The organism is Rhizobium mongolense subsp. loessense (assembly GCF_900099775.1).
GTDB classification, from domain to species: domain Bacteria; phylum Pseudomonadota; class Alphaproteobacteria; order Rhizobiales; family Rhizobiaceae; genus Rhizobium; species Rhizobium loessense.
In genome coordinates this window covers 1-14,775 of sequence record NZ_FMTM01000009.1, presented here as the reverse complement: position 1 = coordinate 14,775, position 14,775 = coordinate 1, and the positions used below count along the sequence as shown (strand labels likewise).

The 14,775-nt window shown below is 59.8% G+C and carries 15 protein-coding genes; 7 read left to right on the top strand and 8 right to left on the bottom strand.

Going from position 1 to position 14,775, the window contains the following annotated elements:
• Positions 1 to 48 precede the first annotated feature (48 nt).
• The 5 genes from BLP23_RS24645 to BLP23_RS24625 all read right to left on the bottom strand — a co-directional run bounded on the left by BLP23_RS24645 (position 49) and on the right by BLP23_RS24625 (position 5,457).
• Positions 49 to 900: a glycine betaine ABC transporter substrate-binding protein gene (locus BLP23_RS24645; protein WP_092587377.1), complete on the bottom strand. Its 852-nt coding sequence runs from the start codon at positions 898 to 900 to the stop codon at positions 49 to 51.
• Positions 901 to 979: 79 nt separating this feature from the next.
• Complete coding sequence (locus BLP23_RS24640) at positions 980 to 2,326, bottom strand: NAD(P)/FAD-dependent oxidoreductase (protein ID WP_092587376.1); 1,347 nt, start codon at positions 2,324 to 2,326, stop codon at positions 980 to 982.
• Positions 2,323 to 3,840: an aldehyde dehydrogenase gene (locus BLP23_RS24635; protein WP_092587375.1), complete on the bottom strand. Its 1,518-nt coding sequence runs from the start codon at positions 3,838 to 3,840 to the stop codon at positions 2,323 to 2,325. The genes BLP23_RS24640 and BLP23_RS24635 overlap by 4 nt, the downstream gene beginning before the upstream one ends.
• A complete protein-coding gene (locus BLP23_RS24630; RefSeq protein ID WP_092587374.1) occupies positions 3,833 to 4,744 on the bottom strand; it encodes a dihydrodipicolinate synthase family protein in 912 nt (303 codons plus the stop codon). Before BLP23_RS24630 ends, BLP23_RS24635 begins: the two co-directional genes overlap by 8 nt.
• Positions 4,741 to 5,457 (bottom strand): GntR family transcriptional regulator, encoded by a 717-nt coding sequence (locus BLP23_RS24625; protein WP_092587373.1) that lies wholly within the window; start codon positions 5,455 to 5,457, stop codon positions 4,741 to 4,743. The genes BLP23_RS24630 and BLP23_RS24625 overlap by 4 nt, the downstream gene beginning before the upstream one ends.
• 263 nt (positions 5,458 to 5,720) lie before the next feature.
• On the opposite strand from BLP23_RS24625, the gene BLP23_RS24620 reads away from it, so the two are divergent.
• From BLP23_RS24620 to BLP23_RS24610, 3 genes are all read left to right on the top strand, one after another.
• A complete protein-coding gene (locus BLP23_RS24620; RefSeq protein WP_092587372.1) occupies positions 5,721 to 6,974 on the top strand; it encodes an aromatic ring-hydroxylating oxygenase subunit alpha in 1,254 nt (417 codons plus the stop codon).
• On the top strand, positions 6,964 to 8,049 hold the full coding sequence (locus BLP23_RS24615; protein ID WP_092587371.1) for an FAD-binding oxidoreductase: 1,086 nt from the start codon (positions 6,964 to 6,966) through the stop codon (positions 8,047 to 8,049). The genes BLP23_RS24620 and BLP23_RS24615 overlap by 11 nt, the downstream gene beginning before the upstream one ends.
• 82 nt (positions 8,050 to 8,131) lie before the next feature.
• Positions 8,132 to 9,412: a M24 family metallopeptidase gene (locus BLP23_RS24610; protein ID WP_092587370.1), complete on the top strand. Its 1,281-nt coding sequence runs from the start codon at positions 8,132 to 8,134 to the stop codon at positions 9,410 to 9,412.
• Positions 9,413 to 9,529: 117 nt separating this feature from the next.
• On the opposite strand, the gene BLP23_RS24605 is transcribed toward BLP23_RS24610, so the two are convergent.
• Entirely contained in the window at positions 9,530 to 10,282 is a 753-nt protein-coding gene (locus BLP23_RS24605; RefSeq protein ID WP_233426801.1) for a helix-turn-helix domain-containing protein, read from the bottom strand.
• Between BLP23_RS24605 and BLP23_RS24600 the strand changes: the two genes are divergently transcribed.
• Entirely contained in the window at positions 10,235 to 11,245 is a 1,011-nt protein-coding gene (locus tag BLP23_RS24600) for a threonine ammonia-lyase (RefSeq protein ID WP_092587368.1), read from the top strand. The two genes, BLP23_RS24605 and BLP23_RS24600, sit on opposite strands and share 48 nt — an antisense overlap.
• A 188-nt stretch (positions 11,246 to 11,433) precedes the next feature.
• Here the strand turns inward: BLP23_RS24600 and BLP23_RS24595 are convergent, their stop codons facing one another.
• A complete protein-coding gene (locus tag BLP23_RS24595; protein ID WP_233426800.1) occupies positions 11,434 to 11,985 on the bottom strand; it encodes a MarR family winged helix-turn-helix transcriptional regulator in 552 nt (183 codons plus the stop codon).
• Positions 11,986 to 12,141: 156 nt separating this feature from the next.
• On the opposite strand from BLP23_RS24595, the gene BLP23_RS24590 reads away from it, so the two are divergent.
• The 3 genes from BLP23_RS24590 (at position 12,142) to ampC (ending at position 14,340) form a co-directional block, all read left to right on the top strand.
• A complete protein-coding gene (locus BLP23_RS24590) occupies positions 12,142 to 12,477 on the top strand; it encodes a cupin domain-containing protein (protein ID WP_092587366.1) in 336 nt (111 codons plus the stop codon).
• A gap of 24 nt (positions 12,478 to 12,501) precedes the next feature.
• On the top strand, positions 12,502 to 12,906 hold the full coding sequence (locus tag BLP23_RS24585) for a VOC family protein (protein ID WP_167363968.1): 405 nt from the start codon (positions 12,502 to 12,504) through the stop codon (positions 12,904 to 12,906).
• 234 nt (positions 12,907 to 13,140) lie between these two features.
• A complete protein-coding gene (ampC, locus tag BLP23_RS24580) occupies positions 13,141 to 14,340 on the top strand; it encodes a class C beta-lactamase (protein WP_092587365.1) in 1,200 nt (399 codons plus the stop codon).
• 93 nt (positions 14,341 to 14,433) lie between these two features.
• Here the strand turns inward: ampC and BLP23_RS24575 are convergent.
• On the bottom strand, positions 14,434 to 14,775 hold a 342-nt coding region (locus BLP23_RS24575), incomplete at its 5' end, for a zinc-binding dehydrogenase (protein ID WP_139187105.1).

Below are 14,775 nucleotides of genomic sequence, written 5' to 3'. Positions count from 1 at the left end.
TTGGGCGTCGGGGTGGCCGCCCGACAAGATCGGACGGCCACGACGCGGTTAGTATTTCTTGATGTTTTCCCAGCGCTTGATCAGATCGGCATGGACGCCGATCCAGTCCTGGACAGCCTGGTCCATCGTCTTGCCATCCTTGACCTCGCCATTAATGGTGGTGATGTCGGCGAGTGGAACGTAGACGCTGGCCATCACTTCACGTGCATGCGGGTTCTCTTCCGAAAAGCCCTTCTGACCGATCCAGTAATAGCTCTGCGGCGGCGGGAAGACGCCCTTGGGGTCCTTCAGGTACTTCACCTCATACTTCTGGACCATCCACGACGGTTCCCAAATCGTCACCGCGACCCATTCCTTGCGGTCGTAGGCGGATTTCAGCGCCGCCGTCATCGCCGCCGTGCTGCCTTCGACAAGCTGCAGCTTGATATCGTAGTCCTTGACCGCGTTCGACGTGTCGCGCATGAGGCCGGAGCCCGGTTCGATCCCGATGATCTTGCCGCCGAACTTGTCGGCGTTTTCGTTGAGCTGCTCGAGCGAATCGATCGGGACATATTTGGGAACGGCAACGCCCTGGTAGAGACCGTGCGAGACGGGCGAAATCTTTTCCAGACGGTTCTTGTTCTTGTCCCAGTAGTCCTGGGCGACGTAGTCCGTCTGAGAGGCGAGCACCTGGATGTCGCCCTTGGCAAGAGCGGCATAGGCAATGCCCCATTCGGAGAAGTCGGTCACCTTCACGGTGTAGCCGGCGTCCTCAAGAACCTTCTTTGTTATTCCGGTGATGGGCGTCAGGTCTTCCCACGACAGAGTGCCCATGTTGATCGTCTTTTCTTCCGCATGCGCTGGAAGCATGCTCATTCCGATCATCGCAGCGGCGCAGAGCGCCTTCCACAAAGCCTTCATTGTTCTTACTCCTAGTTCTCGTTCCCATTCTCATTGAAGTCCTGCGGGCGGCGCAGTCTTCATATTGCGCGGCGACGGATCATCCCTCGCGGCCTGCACGCAATTCCTGAAAGCGGATGACCGAATTGACGCCCAGCCACGCGACGGGCTCGGGAGGCAGTCTGCTCGGTTCCGGTTGATTCTTGTATTTGTCGAGTTCGGGGCTCACTGCGCCAGCCGCCAGATCGGCCGCCATCATGCCCGCAAGCGTGCTCTTGACAGTGCCGAGACCATTCTCGCAACACGCCGAAAAAAGGCCCTCTTCCACCTCGCCGAATGCCGGCACATGGTTCCGGCTGAGGCACAGCGCACCGGCCCAGCTATATTCCATCGGCAGGCTTTCCAGGGTGGGGAACCGGGCATCGAACGACCGGCGCTGCTCGGCAGCCACGCCGGCAACCCGCCTCTCCGACACCTTGAGACCTGGGTCGTATGTGAACCTCGTCCTGATGACGATCCTCGAACGGCCATTGGTGGTGATCTTGCGCACGGTCGCCCCCATGGGATCTGCCGGCAGCAGCGCCCATCGATCGGCGCCGGTAACGTCGCCTGCGAACTCGTTCTGGGAGAACGCGGCGGTCATCGACGCGTAGGTAAAGATATGCATCAGCCGTCCACGGAAGTGGCCGAAGCTTTCGACGTGGCCGTTCACCCCTAAAATGACCTTCGGCGCCGAGACGGATCCGCGGTTGGAAATCGCCTTCCAAGACTTTCCTTCGCGTGTAAGCTCCAGCACCGGCGAATGTTCGTAGATGGTGGCCTTCGATCGAAGCCCGCGCGCCAGCCCACGGATATAATCGGCGGGCTGGATCATCACCGCCCCTGGGGTGTAAAGCCCTCCACGATAATAGCGCGAGCCCGTCATTTCCCGCATCTGGTCGGCATCGAGAACGCGATGCTCTTCGCCGATCTTCTCAAGAGATTTGCGGTAATTGTCGTTGAGGCCGAGCCCGCGCTCCGAGGCCGCGGCATTGACCTTGCCTGACGGATCGAACGTTTCCCTGGACAGGTCGTATTCGGCCGCGACATTTGCCGCAAAAGCAATCGCCAAACGGTTCTGCCTGATCTCGTTTCTGGTTGCCTGCTCGTCTGCCACCGAGTACTCGCCTGCCGACAAGTTGTGGGGCACGTCGATCATGAAGCCGGAGTTCCTCCCGGCTGGTCCCTTCGCAAGTTCACGCGCCTCCAGGACGATAATCTTGTCTTGGGGGCGCAATTGCGAGAGGCGCCGCGCCGCCGACAGGCCGGCAAATCCCGCGCCGATGATAAGCCAGTCAGCCGTAGCGTCTCGATCAAGCGCCGTTGCGGGAAAGGCGCGTTCGCTGATCGCCTCCCATCCCGAAGTGCCGGTGTCGATCGGCAGACGCTTGATCACATGCCGGGTCATCGGATCGTCTCGTCGACAGATCGGTCCGAGACGTCGATCCAGATCGTCTTGAGTTCGCAATAGTTGTCGTGGGCAAAGACCGACTTGTCGCGGCCGCCGAATCCCGACTCCTTGTAACCGCCGAACGGCGTGGTCGCGTCCCCTTCGCCAAAGCAGTTGACGGTGACGACCCCGGCACGGATTTCCCGCGAAAGCTTGATGGCGTTTCTCAGGCTTGCGGTATAGACGGACGCCGTAAGGCCGTAGTTGGTGTCATTGGCAAGAGCGATGGCTTCGCTGAGCGTATTGAAGGTCGTGACCGAGAGGACCGGCCCGAAGATCTCTTCCTGGAACAGACGGCTGGAAGGCGTAACACCCTCGACCACCGTCGGCTCGATGAAGATGCCGCCATGCGTGTCGCCGCCGTGGGCGACTGACAGCTTCTCCTTCTTGGCGTCGTCGAGAAAGGATTTCACCTTCTCAAAATGGCTCTTGCTGACGAGCGCGCCGATGCGGTTTTCGGGATCGAGCGGGTCGCCCGTCTTCCATTCGCGCATGTAGGCTCCGATGCGGTGCAGCAGCTCGTCCTTGACCCTGGCATGGACGATAAGCCGCGATGTGGCCGAGCAGTTTTCACCCATGTTCCAGAAGGCGCCGTTGACCACCTGCTCGGCCACAAGGTCGAGGTCTTCGGCGTCATCGAGAACGACCGCGGGGTTCTTGCCGCCGCATTCGAGCACGACACGCTTGAGATTGGAGTCGGCGGCATAGCGCAGGAAGCGGCGGCCGGTAGGCGTCGATCCGGTAAATGCCACCATGTCGACATCCATGTGCATGCCGATCGGTTCGCCGACCTCCTTGCCGCCGCCGGTCACGACGTTGAAGACGCCCGCAGGGATGCCTGCTTCATGGGCAAGTTCGGCGACACGCAGTGTGGTGAGCGTCGTTTCCTGCGCGGGCTTCACGATCACCGAGCAGCCGGCTGCAAGGGCCGGACCGATCTTCCAGGCCAGCATCAAGAGCGGGAAGTTCCACGGAAGTACGCATCCGACGACGCCGACAGGTTCGCGGACGATCATTGTCAGCGCGCTTGCCACGACAGGTGCGGTGTTGTCGTAAAGCTTGTCGATCAGTTCGGCATGCCAGCGAATGGTATGAATGGTATCGGGAACGTCGACCGTCTGGCATTCGCGGATCGGCTTGCCACTGTCCAGGCTTTCCATGACAGCGAGTTCGTGACGATTGCGCTCGAGCAGCTTGGCAAGCTTGAGGAGCACGGCCTTGCGCTCGCCAGGCGAACACAACCGCCAGCGGCCGTCGTCGAAGGCTTGCTTGGCCTTTATCACGGCATCATCGACATCAGTGGCGTCGCACGCGGCGATTTCGGCAAGAAAGTCGCCCGTGGCAGGGTTCGTAGAGGTGAAAGTCCGGCCGGAATGCGCCGGACGGAAGGCGCCGTCAATGAATGCATTCGTCGGGAACTGAAGGCCTGCGGCGATCGCTTTGTATTCGGCAGCGGTCAAGGGTTCATGCATGATTTGCTCCCGACGTGATCTGGGCAACCGTCCGCTTCAGCGTGGCGACGACGGTCTGAAGGGTTCGCTTTTCTTCGGAATTCAGCGGACGCAGCGGTGCGCGGACCGGCCCGGCGCTCAGGCCGATCAACTCGCATCCATGCTTGATCGACTGGACGAACTTCCCGCATTCCAGGAAATCCATAAGCGGCAGCATCGCGGTCATGATCGCGCGACCCTTGTCGAAGTTCTTTTCCAGCACACAGGCTTCGTAAAGTGCGACGTGCTCGCGTGGAAGGAAGTTGGAGCCGGCGCATACCCAGCTCTTTGCGCCCCATGCGAAAAATTCGAGAGCCTGGTCGTCCCAGCCGCAAGAGAGCGCGATATGCGGATACTTGCGTGCCAGACGATGAAGATTGCCCATGTCGCCGGAACTTTCCTTGATGGCGACCACATTTTTGGATTTACCGACCCGGGAAAAATACTCCTCGCCCATCATCACCCCCATGCGGGCCGGATAATTGTAGAGCATGATCGGCAGGTTGGCCGCGCGGTCCACCGTGAGCGCGTGGACCGCATTTTCCCGTTCCGTCGGCAATGCGTAGGGCGGCGAGGACACGAGGATCGCGTCCGCGCCGATTTCTTTTGCCGCCTTCGCGTACTCGACCGAGTCTTCGGTTCTCGTTGCGCCCGTTCCAATGACGAGCGGCAGCCGGGTGCCGATGACGTCCTTGGCATAGGCGGCAAGTTCGAAGCGCTCCTGGCTGCTGTGGGCATAGTACTCGCCCGTCGAGCCGCCGACGATGATGCCATGCACGCCCGCATCGATGAGCCGTTCGATGACGGCGCAAAACGCCATGCGGTCTATCTGCCCATCCCGGTCGAGCGGCGTCACCACCGGCGTATAGATCCCCTCAAACTTCACGATGACTTCTCCAATGATTGCGTGGTTGGAGCACCGATCAGGGCGTCCGCCTTAAGGCCGTGCGGCGCGATGAACATTTCCATGTTTTCGCGGGACAACTCCCAGTGCTCGAAGACAAGATCGACCACAGCGTCTTCGTCATGAATGCTAAGCGCCTCGATGAAGCTGTCGTGGTGCTCGACAGCCAACTGCAGCCGCCGCTTCATGTCCGCGTTCCTGGGTCGGAAGAAGGTGTGACCGATGCGTGCGTGGTCGATGAGGAGCCGGCCCAGGCTGGGTTGCAGGTAGACGTTGGCCGACATCTCCCCGAAGATCTCGTGGAAGCGGTTGTTCTCGAGCACCATCGCAAGCGCGTCCATGTTCTCGCTGGCGGCGCGGAAGCGCTCCTGGGTCTGCTTCAAGTCGGAGAGTTGCGAAGGCTTGAAGTTCTGCACTGCAAGGCGGCCAATCGCCGCGTAGATCATCGGCGCAACAAGAAAGAAGTTCCGCAGAGTCGCGTGGTTCATCGGGATGACCCGCGCCCCCCTGTTCTCGCGAATGTCGACGTAGCCCTCGCCCGCCAGGCGGCGGAAAATATCGCGAACCGGCGTTCGCGACAGGCCGTAGCGCTCGCTGAGACTGGCCTCGTCCAGGTCGGCGTCGGGGTCCAGCTCCATCGTCAGGATCTGACGTTTCAGGTCATCGTAGAGATTGCTCTTGACGCTCTTCGCCATGGTTATCTCAGCCCTCTTTTTTCATCTGACAGCCCACGATCGCATGGCTTGGCGCGCGAGTCAAATATTGTGTACTTTGTGTACACATTAGATATTGGTAGAAAATACAATTTGCAGCCCTCGGCGGCATGCTGCCCAGGCAGCTTTTATGCCGAGGCTTCGGCATTGCCATTACATCTGATTATGTGATGACGGCCGATTTGTGCCGTTGAACCATGCAAAGATGAAGCGGATGATGGCCCATCCAACCATGAGGTAGAATTATGCTTCAGACCTTCGCTTCGTCGATTTCATCGCTTCTCGGCTCAAGGGCAGACGGCCATTCGCTTCCAGCCGGGCTCTACAGCCGCGAGGATGTTTTCGAGGCCGACGTCGACGTGTTCTTTCGCAAACACTGGATCTGCATCGGTCTGGAATGCGATGTACCAGAACCGGGAGACGCCAATGTTATCGATATTGGCAACAGCAGCCTCATCATGCTTCGCGACGACGACAATCAGATCCGCGTCGTCCACAACGTATGCCGTCATCGCGGCTCGCGGATCCTAAACGCGGGATCGAGCGTGGTCTCCAAGCTTGTCTGTCCATACCATCAGTGGACCTACGAGCTGGACGGCAAGCTCGCCTATGCGCCTCACATGGGCGGCGATTTCGACAAGAGCTGCAAGAGCCTGAGGCCAGTCAATTTCAAATCGATCGGCGGTCTCATTTACGCCTGCCTCTCCGACAATCCACCGGCCGACATCGACCGCCTTGAAGAGGTCATGACGGAACGGCTCGCGCCCTACGATATCGGCAACGCAAAGGTGGCTTTTCAGGCTGACGTCGTAGAACACGGCAACTGGAAGCTGACGATGGAAAACAATCGCGAATGCTATCACTGCTCTGCAAACCATCCGGAGCTCTGCGTTTCCTTCGTCGATCTGGATTTCGGATTCGATCCGGAAAGCCTGAGCCCGGAAGACCGAGAGCAGGCAGAACAGCATGAAGCTCTGTATGCAGAAAAAACCAAGAGCTGGGAGGCCGACGGCCATCCTTCCGCCGCCGTCGAACAGCTCGTCGACTGTGCCACCAACTTCAGAACGCAACGCCTGATCATTTCGGGCGCCGGTGAATCGCAGACGCCCGACGCAACCGCGGCTTCGTCAAAGCTCCTCGGCACCATGACGAGAAAGGACCTGGGCGATACGCATCTGTGGGGACACAATAGCTGGAACCACTTCATGGGCGACCATGCGGTGGTGGCCATCGTCATTCCTCTTTCAGCGGGCAAGACCCTCGTGCGCACGAAGTGGCTTGTTCACAAGGATGCCGTCGAAGGCGTCGACTACGATCTCGAAAAGTTGACGAACGTTTGGGTTGCGACGACCGACCAGGACGCGGAGCTTGTCGCACGATCTCACGCGGGTGTCCTCGACCCTGCCTATGTGCCAGGCCCCTACTCGCGCTTTTCCGAAACGAATCTCGACAAGTTCGCGACCTGGTACATCGACCGGATGCGAGCTCATGGATATTAAGACCTTGACGAGCGCTTCGAACGCGCCGACGGACGTCTGGGAGCCGGAACTGGACGATACCCTCGTCTGTATCGACGTGCATCAAGAGACCCACGACGTGAAGAGCTTCACGTTTGCGTCTCCCCAGGGCAAGCGGTTCGCCTTCCAGGCCGGTCAGTATTTTCTCTTCGACTTCCCGCTTGGCGCAGACGCCGAACCCCGTTGCTACAGCATATCCTCCTCACCGCAGAGACCGAATGCCTTTTCGGTCACCGTGAAGCGGGTGCCGGACGGACGGGTCTCCAACTGGCTGCACGACAACCTGAAATCCGGCGCGACGGTGAAGGCGCAAGGTCCGCTGGGACATTTCATCCGCCCCTCCGGAGCCGGCAAGAAGCTGCTGCTGTCAGGCGGATCTGGCATCACGCCTGTGATGTCGATTGTCCGTGATCTGGCCGACACCTGCGAGCCGACAGACGTCGTGTTCATCCATGCTGCAAGGACGCCGCTCGACCTCATCTTCCGCGACGAGCTGTCCACGCTTACAACGAAGATGAAGGGGCTGAGGCTCCATTTTCTTCCCGAACATCTCACAGGTGAACGCTCGTGGCCTGGCATCACGGGACGAATAACGCCCGAGTACATAAAGATGGCGGTACCGGATATAGCCGAGAGGATCGTCATGTGCTGCGGCCCGGCGCCGTTCATGGCCGCGGCCAGGAGGATATCTGCCGACCTGGGGGTACCGACGTCGAACTACATTGAGGAAAGTTTCGACGCCGCCGTGATTGATGAATCCGAACTGCCTATCGGCAAGGCTTCGGTCGTCGCGAAGTCCTTCCAAGTGCAATTCCTGAAGCAGGCTCGTACGATCGAGGTTGCATCGGAACAGACGATTCTCGGCTGTGCCAAGAAGGCTGGTCTGAGGCTTCCGTCATCGTGTGCCAATGGCGTGTGCGGAACGTGCAAGTCTAAGCTCGTCTCGGGATCAGTCGACATGAAGCATAACGGCGGCATTCGCCAAAGGGAGGTCGATGCCGGTCTGTTCCTGCCTTGCTGTTCAAAGCCGCTGAGCGATCTGGTCATCGACCGCTGATCATCCCCGGATGGCCGACATGCTCCTCGAGGCAACCCGCGGCCGTCTATGCACGAACTGTGTTCGAGAGGATCCCGACCCAATGAATGAGAACGTCATCGCCCCAGGAGGCCCAGCGGGGTCGACCGTTTTCAAAGACGAGAGGAAGCAGGCCTATCTCAATCCGGAGGGAGCGGACCGACCGCTCAAAAGTCCCCTTCCCTTTGCCACTCTGGATAGGGCTCGCCGATATCGCCTCGGCAGACTGCGGGCCAAGATGCAGGAATGGGACTGCGGCGCACTCCTGCTCTATGATCCCGTTAACATTCGATATGCGTTCGACTCATCGAACATGAGCATCTGGACCATGCACAATGCGTCCCGCTATGCGCTCATCCTTGCCGATGGTCCGGCGATCCTGTTCGAGTTTGAAGGCGCAGAACATGTAAACGGTGATCTTACCGGTATCGACGAGATCAGACCTGCGAAGTCCTGGATCTTCTTCACCGCCGGCGATCTGATCGAGAGCCGAATGAAGGAATGGGCCGACGAGGTGGCCGACGTCATCAGGTCGCAGGGCCGCAACGCCCGCATCGCCGTCGACAAGCTCGAGCCTGCCGGGGCTTTCGAGCTGCGAGAGAGAGGGTTCGACCTTCTGGACGGGCAGGAATTGGCAGAGCGCGCGAGATCGATCAAGAGCGCCGACGAAATCGAGCTCATGAGGTGGACTATCCGTGTCTGCGAGGCCGGAATGGCGAGGATGTACGAGAAGTCCGAGCCCGGTCGGACGGAAAGGGAGATCTGGGCAGAACTGCATTTCGAGAACGCCAGAAGTGGCGGGGAGTGGCTCGAGACCAAGCTTCTGACGGCCGGCGTGAGGACCAATCCCTGGTACCAGGAGTGTTCCGACTACGAGATCAAGGCTGGGGAGATGATTTCCTTCGATACGGACATGATCGGCCCTTATGGCTACTGTGCCGATCTCTCCCGCTCTTGGACCTGCGGTCATCGTGCCATGAACGACAAACAGCGGGAGCTTTATGCCGCAGCCAGAGATCAGATCGACCACAACCTCGCAGTTCTAAGACCGGGAATTGCGTTTGCGGAGTTCAACGATCGTTCTTGGCGTATCCCGGAAAAGTATATCCCCTACCGCTATACCTTGGCGCTCCACGGCACCGGTATGGCGGACGAGTGGCCAGGCGTTCTGCTGCATCCGGATTTTGACCGCAATTGCAGCGGCACCATCGAGCAGGACATGGTCCTTAACGTGGAGAGCTTGATTGCGGAAGCCGGATCCGAAAGCATCAAGCTCGAGACTCAGGTCTTGATCACGGCGGCGGGAGCCGAGCGGCTCGATACCTTTCCCTGGGAAGACGTCTAAGCCGATTTCTTGGGGGTTCGGCCTGAGCTGGGCATTCAGGGATGGATCGCCCACGTCACAGGCGTTTGGCCCCGCTATCTGAGTGAAGATGCAGGTCGCGACGTGCGAACGCCTCGATCAAGAACCCGCTTGCGTTTTGCGCCCCGCGATATTCTGCGGAATGAACCGATAGTGGATTAAATCCATGACAACAGTCTCACTTTGCGTCCGATTGCGGTAGCCATGGCGGCGGTCGGCAGGGAACCTCAGCGACTGCCCTTGCCCGACCCGTCTCCACTCTTCGGCCACCAGCAATTCGATCTCCCCGCGCAGGACGGTCACATGCTCCACAACCCCGATGTCATGCGGCTCTGAGATACTCTCGAAGTCGGGCGCGAAGGTCAGTTCATAGAGTTCGAAGCCGAACCGGATCTCATAAGGAAACAACAATGCGCGTTGCATCCCTTCCTCCGACGGGCGCACCCGCAGACGACTGGCGTCACGCAAGAGCAACACATCGCCTACTTCGCGATCCGGCTCAAGCAGGGCGGTCATCGGAACCCGCAAGCCCGTCGCGATCTTCCAAAGCGTCGCGACCGTCGGCGTGGATTCGCCACGCTCGATCTGGCCCAGCATCGCCTTGCTCACTCCAGTGCGCTCTGCAGTCTTGTCGAGGCTCCATCCAAGGTCGTGCCTGATCGATTTCAAAAGCTTGCCCGTGTCAACGGGACTGATGGACTTCATTTGTGACTGTCCTCGCATTTGTACGTTATAGCGCACACTTCCAACGTGCGCTATAACGCACAAATGCGCAACTGCAACAACAGCGTCGGAGGATGTCACATGCAGCCAGTCGGTGAAAGTCCCGCAGCATTCCGAAAAGCCAGCCAACCAGACACCAGGCTCGACCTTAGGCGCATCCTTGAGGCGAGGGAACAAATCTCACGTATTTTTCGCGACACGCCCCAATTCGGCTGTCCGTCTCTTGGCGATCTTCTGGGCTGCGAACTCGTCATCAAACTTGAGACCGCAAATCCGATCCGATGCTTCAAGGGACGTGGGACCGAGGTCGCAATGTCCCGCCTCGCAAGAAGCGCTGAACCTCAGGCGTCGGTCTGCGCCAGCGCCGGCAATCTCGGGCAGGCGCTCGCATATAGTGGGCGGGAACGCGGTATTGGCGTGACAGTGGTCGCGGCCACAAGCGCCAATGCCGCGAAGATCGATCACATTCGCCGGCTCGGAGCCGCCGTCGAACTTGTCAAGGGCGACATCGAGGACGCGCGAGAACGCGCTCGCGAAATCGCGGCCAGCGGCAACGCTTTACTTGTAGAGGACAGCGAGAACCTCGACACCTGCGAAGGCGCAGGCACCATCGGGCTGGAGCTTGTCGAAGGGTTCGGCCGCATCGACACGATCCTGCTCGCGCTCGGCGGCGGTGCGCTCGCAACCGGCGTTGGCCACGTTTTCAAGTGCCTGTCGCCGGCAACGGAGGTTGTATGCATCCAGCCGAGCGGGGCGCCCGCCATGGCCCTGTCCTGGCGGGCGCGATCAGTCGTCACCACCGACCGCGCCGATACCATCGCCGACGGTGTCGCCGGCCGGTTCCCAATCGCAGCAGTCCTTCAGGACCTGCTCGCCGTCGCCAATCACGTGCCGCTGGTTGAGGAGGCAAGCATCAAGGCGGGCATGCGCCTGCTCCATCGGCACGCCGGTCTCGTGGCCGAGCCATCGGCCGCCCTTGGCGTTGCAGCGATACTGGAAGATCCCTCGCGATACCGTGGCAAGCGTGTGGTCACGGTGATCTGCGGGTCGAACGTACTGCCCGAGGCGTTTTCGGTCTGGACACAGGACTAGGGTAAAAGCGCGACCGCTTCCAGTGAAGGATCGCGGGGACGATCGGCTCGAGCGCCGCCAGTGTCCGGACCAACATTCTCGTGCAATCACCACAGCTTGAACCACTTCCAACGCGAAGGCCTCGGTTTTAATTTTATCGGCGGCTGCCATGCTGAGCGTGAGTCTCTTATGCCGGCGCGACATCGAGATCACGCGGTTGTCTCATCACCCGGGCTTGCCTCTATACTCATGACAAGCTTGCGCAGCAGGGCGGCCAGGGCCGCGCGCTCTTCGACATCCAAGCCTTCCAGGAACACGAGTTCACTGGCCATATCCGCGCGAAACGCCTTTTCGGCTAGCGCGATGCCCGATGCGGTCAGGCAAACGACAACACTTCGCCCGTCGTGGGCGGATTTTTCGCGTACAATCAGACCAGCCTTTTCCAGCCGATCGAGGCGGTGCGTCAGTCCGCCGGAAGACAGCATAAGCGTCGTATACATTGCCGTCGGCGTCAGCTGGTAGGGTGGTCCAGATCTGCGCAGGGTCGCGATGACGTCGAACTCGCCGCGATCGAGGCCGAACTCGGCAAAGGTCTCCTCGATGGAGGGGGCCACCAGGTTTGTTAGCCGTTTCGCGCGTCCAAGAATCGCCATCGGCTCGGTTTCGAGGTCCGGCAATTCGCGGGCCCACTGTGCGCGGAGCCGGTCGACATGGTCTTCGACAGTGTTCTCCTTCGAGCCGCGGTTGTTGTCTGGCGCCACCCGCATGATCCTCGTTTGCTTCGTCGTGCTGTTCCATACACCATGGGGCCCCAGTCGCAAAGATATCTTTGTGAGAAGATATTTATCTTGACGAGAAGATAGTTTTTCGATATGTCTTCTTGCGAAGTTAACTGCGAACGGTTGAAGGAGATCAGGATGTGTTCGGTTTATCGCTATCAGCAGCCCGAACCAGGCACGAGCCGTACTGTCCGCTTCGAAGGTCGCCACTTCGGCAGCGAGGTATCGCTTTTTGTCGTGGACGCGGATCCGGGCCGTGGCCCGGCGCTGCATGTTCATCCTTATGCCGAGACCTGGGTGGTTCGCAAAGGCGAGGCCGAGTTCACGGTTGGCAATGATAAGACGCGCGGCTTTGCCGGCGACATCATTGTTGGCCCGGCCAACGTTCCTCATCGTTTCGAAAATGTCGGCACTGGCCGGCTGGAGATCGTCTGCATCCATCCGAGCCAGACGTTCGAGCAGACCTTTGTTTAAGCCATCTCTGAGAGGAGCAATATAATGACCAAAATGATCTTTCTGAACCTGCCGGTGAAGGACCTGGCCACCGCGACGGCTTTCTACGAGGCCATCGGCTGCGTCAAGAACGAGCAGTTCTCCAATGAAAATGCAAGCTCGATGGTGTGGTCCGAAACGATCACGTTCCAGCTTCTGCAACATGGCTATTATCAGACGTTCACAACAATGCCGATTGCCGATGCGCACGCGACGAGCGCTATGCTGATCGCTCTGTCTCGCGACAGCCGCGAGGAGGTCGATGCCATGGTGGAGGCTGCCGCGAGATCAGGCGGCCAGGCGGATGTCCGCGAGCCGCAGGATCTGGGATTCATGTACCTGCGCAGCTTTGCTGATCCGGACGGACACGTTTTCGAACCGGCTTACATGGATATGGGCAGCTCCAGTTGAAATCGGAGGGTTACCTGAGTTTCAACAGCCATCGGCAGACCTAGATTTTCTTATGCCTAAGGCGAGATTTCGTCGTTTGCCGAGGGCGCTGACGACGGCCTATACGGTGTCGCCTGCCGGCGGCCGCCTGTGCCTTGGCGGTACTGCGTGCGACCGCAGCCGCAGGCCATTCACACTGCGCAAGCCCGCCTCCGGGAATGCGGCGGCCCCATTGAAGCGAGGATACGAGGAGCTATGAGTACAATATCCAGCAGGACATATGCGGTTTGCGCCGGTGCCTGTCTTTCCCTTTTCGGCACCTTTCTTGCCTGCCGTGCACAGGCAGACGTCGTTGAAGGCAGGATCAGGCCCGTGGTCGACCGGACCGTCAAGGCGTTGATGACCGAAAACGACGTAGCCGGCATGGCGGTGGGCGTCTCTGTTGATGGCCGCCGGTTTATTTTCAACTACGGTCTCGCCGACAAGGAAAAGGCAACGCCCGTCACCGCTGACACGCTGTTCGAGATCGGCTCCGTCAGCAAAACCTTGACCGCCACGCTCGGCGCCTATGCTGAGGCCAAAGGAACGCTTGCCTTCTCCGATGCTGTGAGCGAGCATTTGCGGGAGCTGGCAGGCAGCGCCTTCGATCATGTCACCGTGCTCGAAACGGGTACCTATACGGCGGGAGGTCTGCCGCTGCAGTTTCCCGACAAGGTCATTAACAACAGCACGCTCACGCGCTATTTCCGCGAATGGCGCCCTGGCTATGAACCCGGCACATATCGCGTCTACTCCAATCCCAGCATTGGTCTCTTCGGATTCCTCGCAGCTGCGAGCCTCAAAAAGCCCTTCCCCGAGCTCATGGAGGGCACTCTCTTTCCTGCACTTGGTCTCACCAACAGCTATATCCGCGTCCCAGAGGCCGAAATGGGGGACTACGCCTTCGGCTACAACAAGGCGAACAACCCCGTGCGAGTTACCCCAGGAGCACTCGATGCACAGGCCTACGGGGTCAAGACGACTGCGGCCGACCTGTTGCGCTTCGTCGAGGCGAATATTGATCCCTCTGGGCTTGAACCTTTGCTGCAGAAAGCGATCGGCGCAACCCAGACCGGCTATTACCGGACAGGCGATATGTTCCAGTCCCTGGGGTGGGAGCTCTATGCCTGGCCAGCAGCACTGGATACACTCCTCGCCGGCAACTCCTCCGACATGGCGATGAAGCCTCACGCGGTGGCCCCCTTGGTGCCGCCACAAAAGCCAGCCCAGGACGTGTTTTTCAATAAGACGGGTTCCACCGGTGGCTTTGGGACCTATGCCGCGTTCGTGCCAACACGCCGGATCGGCGTAGTACTGCTTGCCAACCGTAATTACCCCATCCCTGAGCGGATTAAGGCCGCCTACTCGATCCTCGCAATGCTCGAAGCCGTATCGCAGGACGAGAGGCATCGGTGAGTTGGCCGATGCCTCGCGAAGAGAAAGGAGTGGCGGGCTGCCCACCTGCCTCGAACCGAATGCCGGTGTTAGGGCGCCATCCCTTCGGCAGGATTAGTAGACAACCACGCCGCGGATGCTTTGACCGGAATGCATGAGTTCGAAGCCGTTGTTGATGTCTTCGAGCGGCATCGTATGGGTGATCATCGGATCGATCTGGATCTTGCCTTCCATGTACCAGTCGACGATCTTCGGCACGTCGGTGCGGCCGCGCGCGCCGCCGAAGGCGGTGCCCATCCAGCTGCGGCCGGTGACCAGCTGGAACGGGCGGGTGGAGATTTCCTGGCCGGCACCGGCCACCCCGATGACGACCGACTTGCCCCAGCCGCGATGGCTGGCTTCCAGCGCCTGGCGCATCACCTTGGTGTTGCCGGTGCAGTCGAAAGTGTAGTCGGC

Coding starts and splice junctions, on each gene's coding strand:
- BLP23_RS24620 (WP_092587372.1), top strand. CDS start 5,721: ATGCTTCAGACCTTCGCTTCGTCGATTTCATCGCTTCTCGGCTCAAGG.
- BLP23_RS24585 (WP_167363968.1), top strand. CDS start 12,502: ATGACCAAAATGATCTTTCTGAACCTGCCGGTGAAGGACCTGGCCACC.
- BLP23_RS24610 (WP_092587370.1), top strand. CDS start 8,132: ATGAATGAGAACGTCATCGCCCCAGGAGGCCCAGCGGGGTCGACCGTT.
- BLP23_RS24590 (WP_092587366.1), top strand. CDS start 12,142: ATGTGTTCGGTTTATCGCTATCAGCAGCCCGAACCAGGCACGAGCCGT.
- BLP23_RS24625 (WP_092587373.1), bottom strand. CDS start 5,457: ATGGCGAAGAGCGTCAAGAGCAATCTCTACGATGACCTGAAACGTCAG.
- BLP23_RS24645 (WP_092587377.1), bottom strand. CDS start 900: ATGAAGGCTTTGTGGAAGGCGCTCTGCGCCGCTGCGATGATCGGAATG.
- ampC (WP_092587365.1), top strand. CDS start 13,141: ATGAGTACAATATCCAGCAGGACATATGCGGTTTGCGCCGGTGCCTGT.
- BLP23_RS24640 (WP_092587376.1), bottom strand. CDS start 2,326: ATGACCCGGCATGTGATCAAGCGTCTGCCGATCGACACCGGCACTTCG.
- BLP23_RS24600 (WP_092587368.1), top strand. CDS start 10,235: ATGCAGCCAGTCGGTGAAAGTCCCGCAGCATTCCGAAAAGCCAGCCAA.
- BLP23_RS24635 (WP_092587375.1), bottom strand. CDS start 3,840: ATGCATGAACCCTTGACCGCTGCCGAATACAAAGCGATCGCCGCAGGC.
- BLP23_RS24615 (WP_092587371.1), top strand. CDS start 6,964: ATGGATATTAAGACCTTGACGAGCGCTTCGAACGCGCCGACGGACGTC.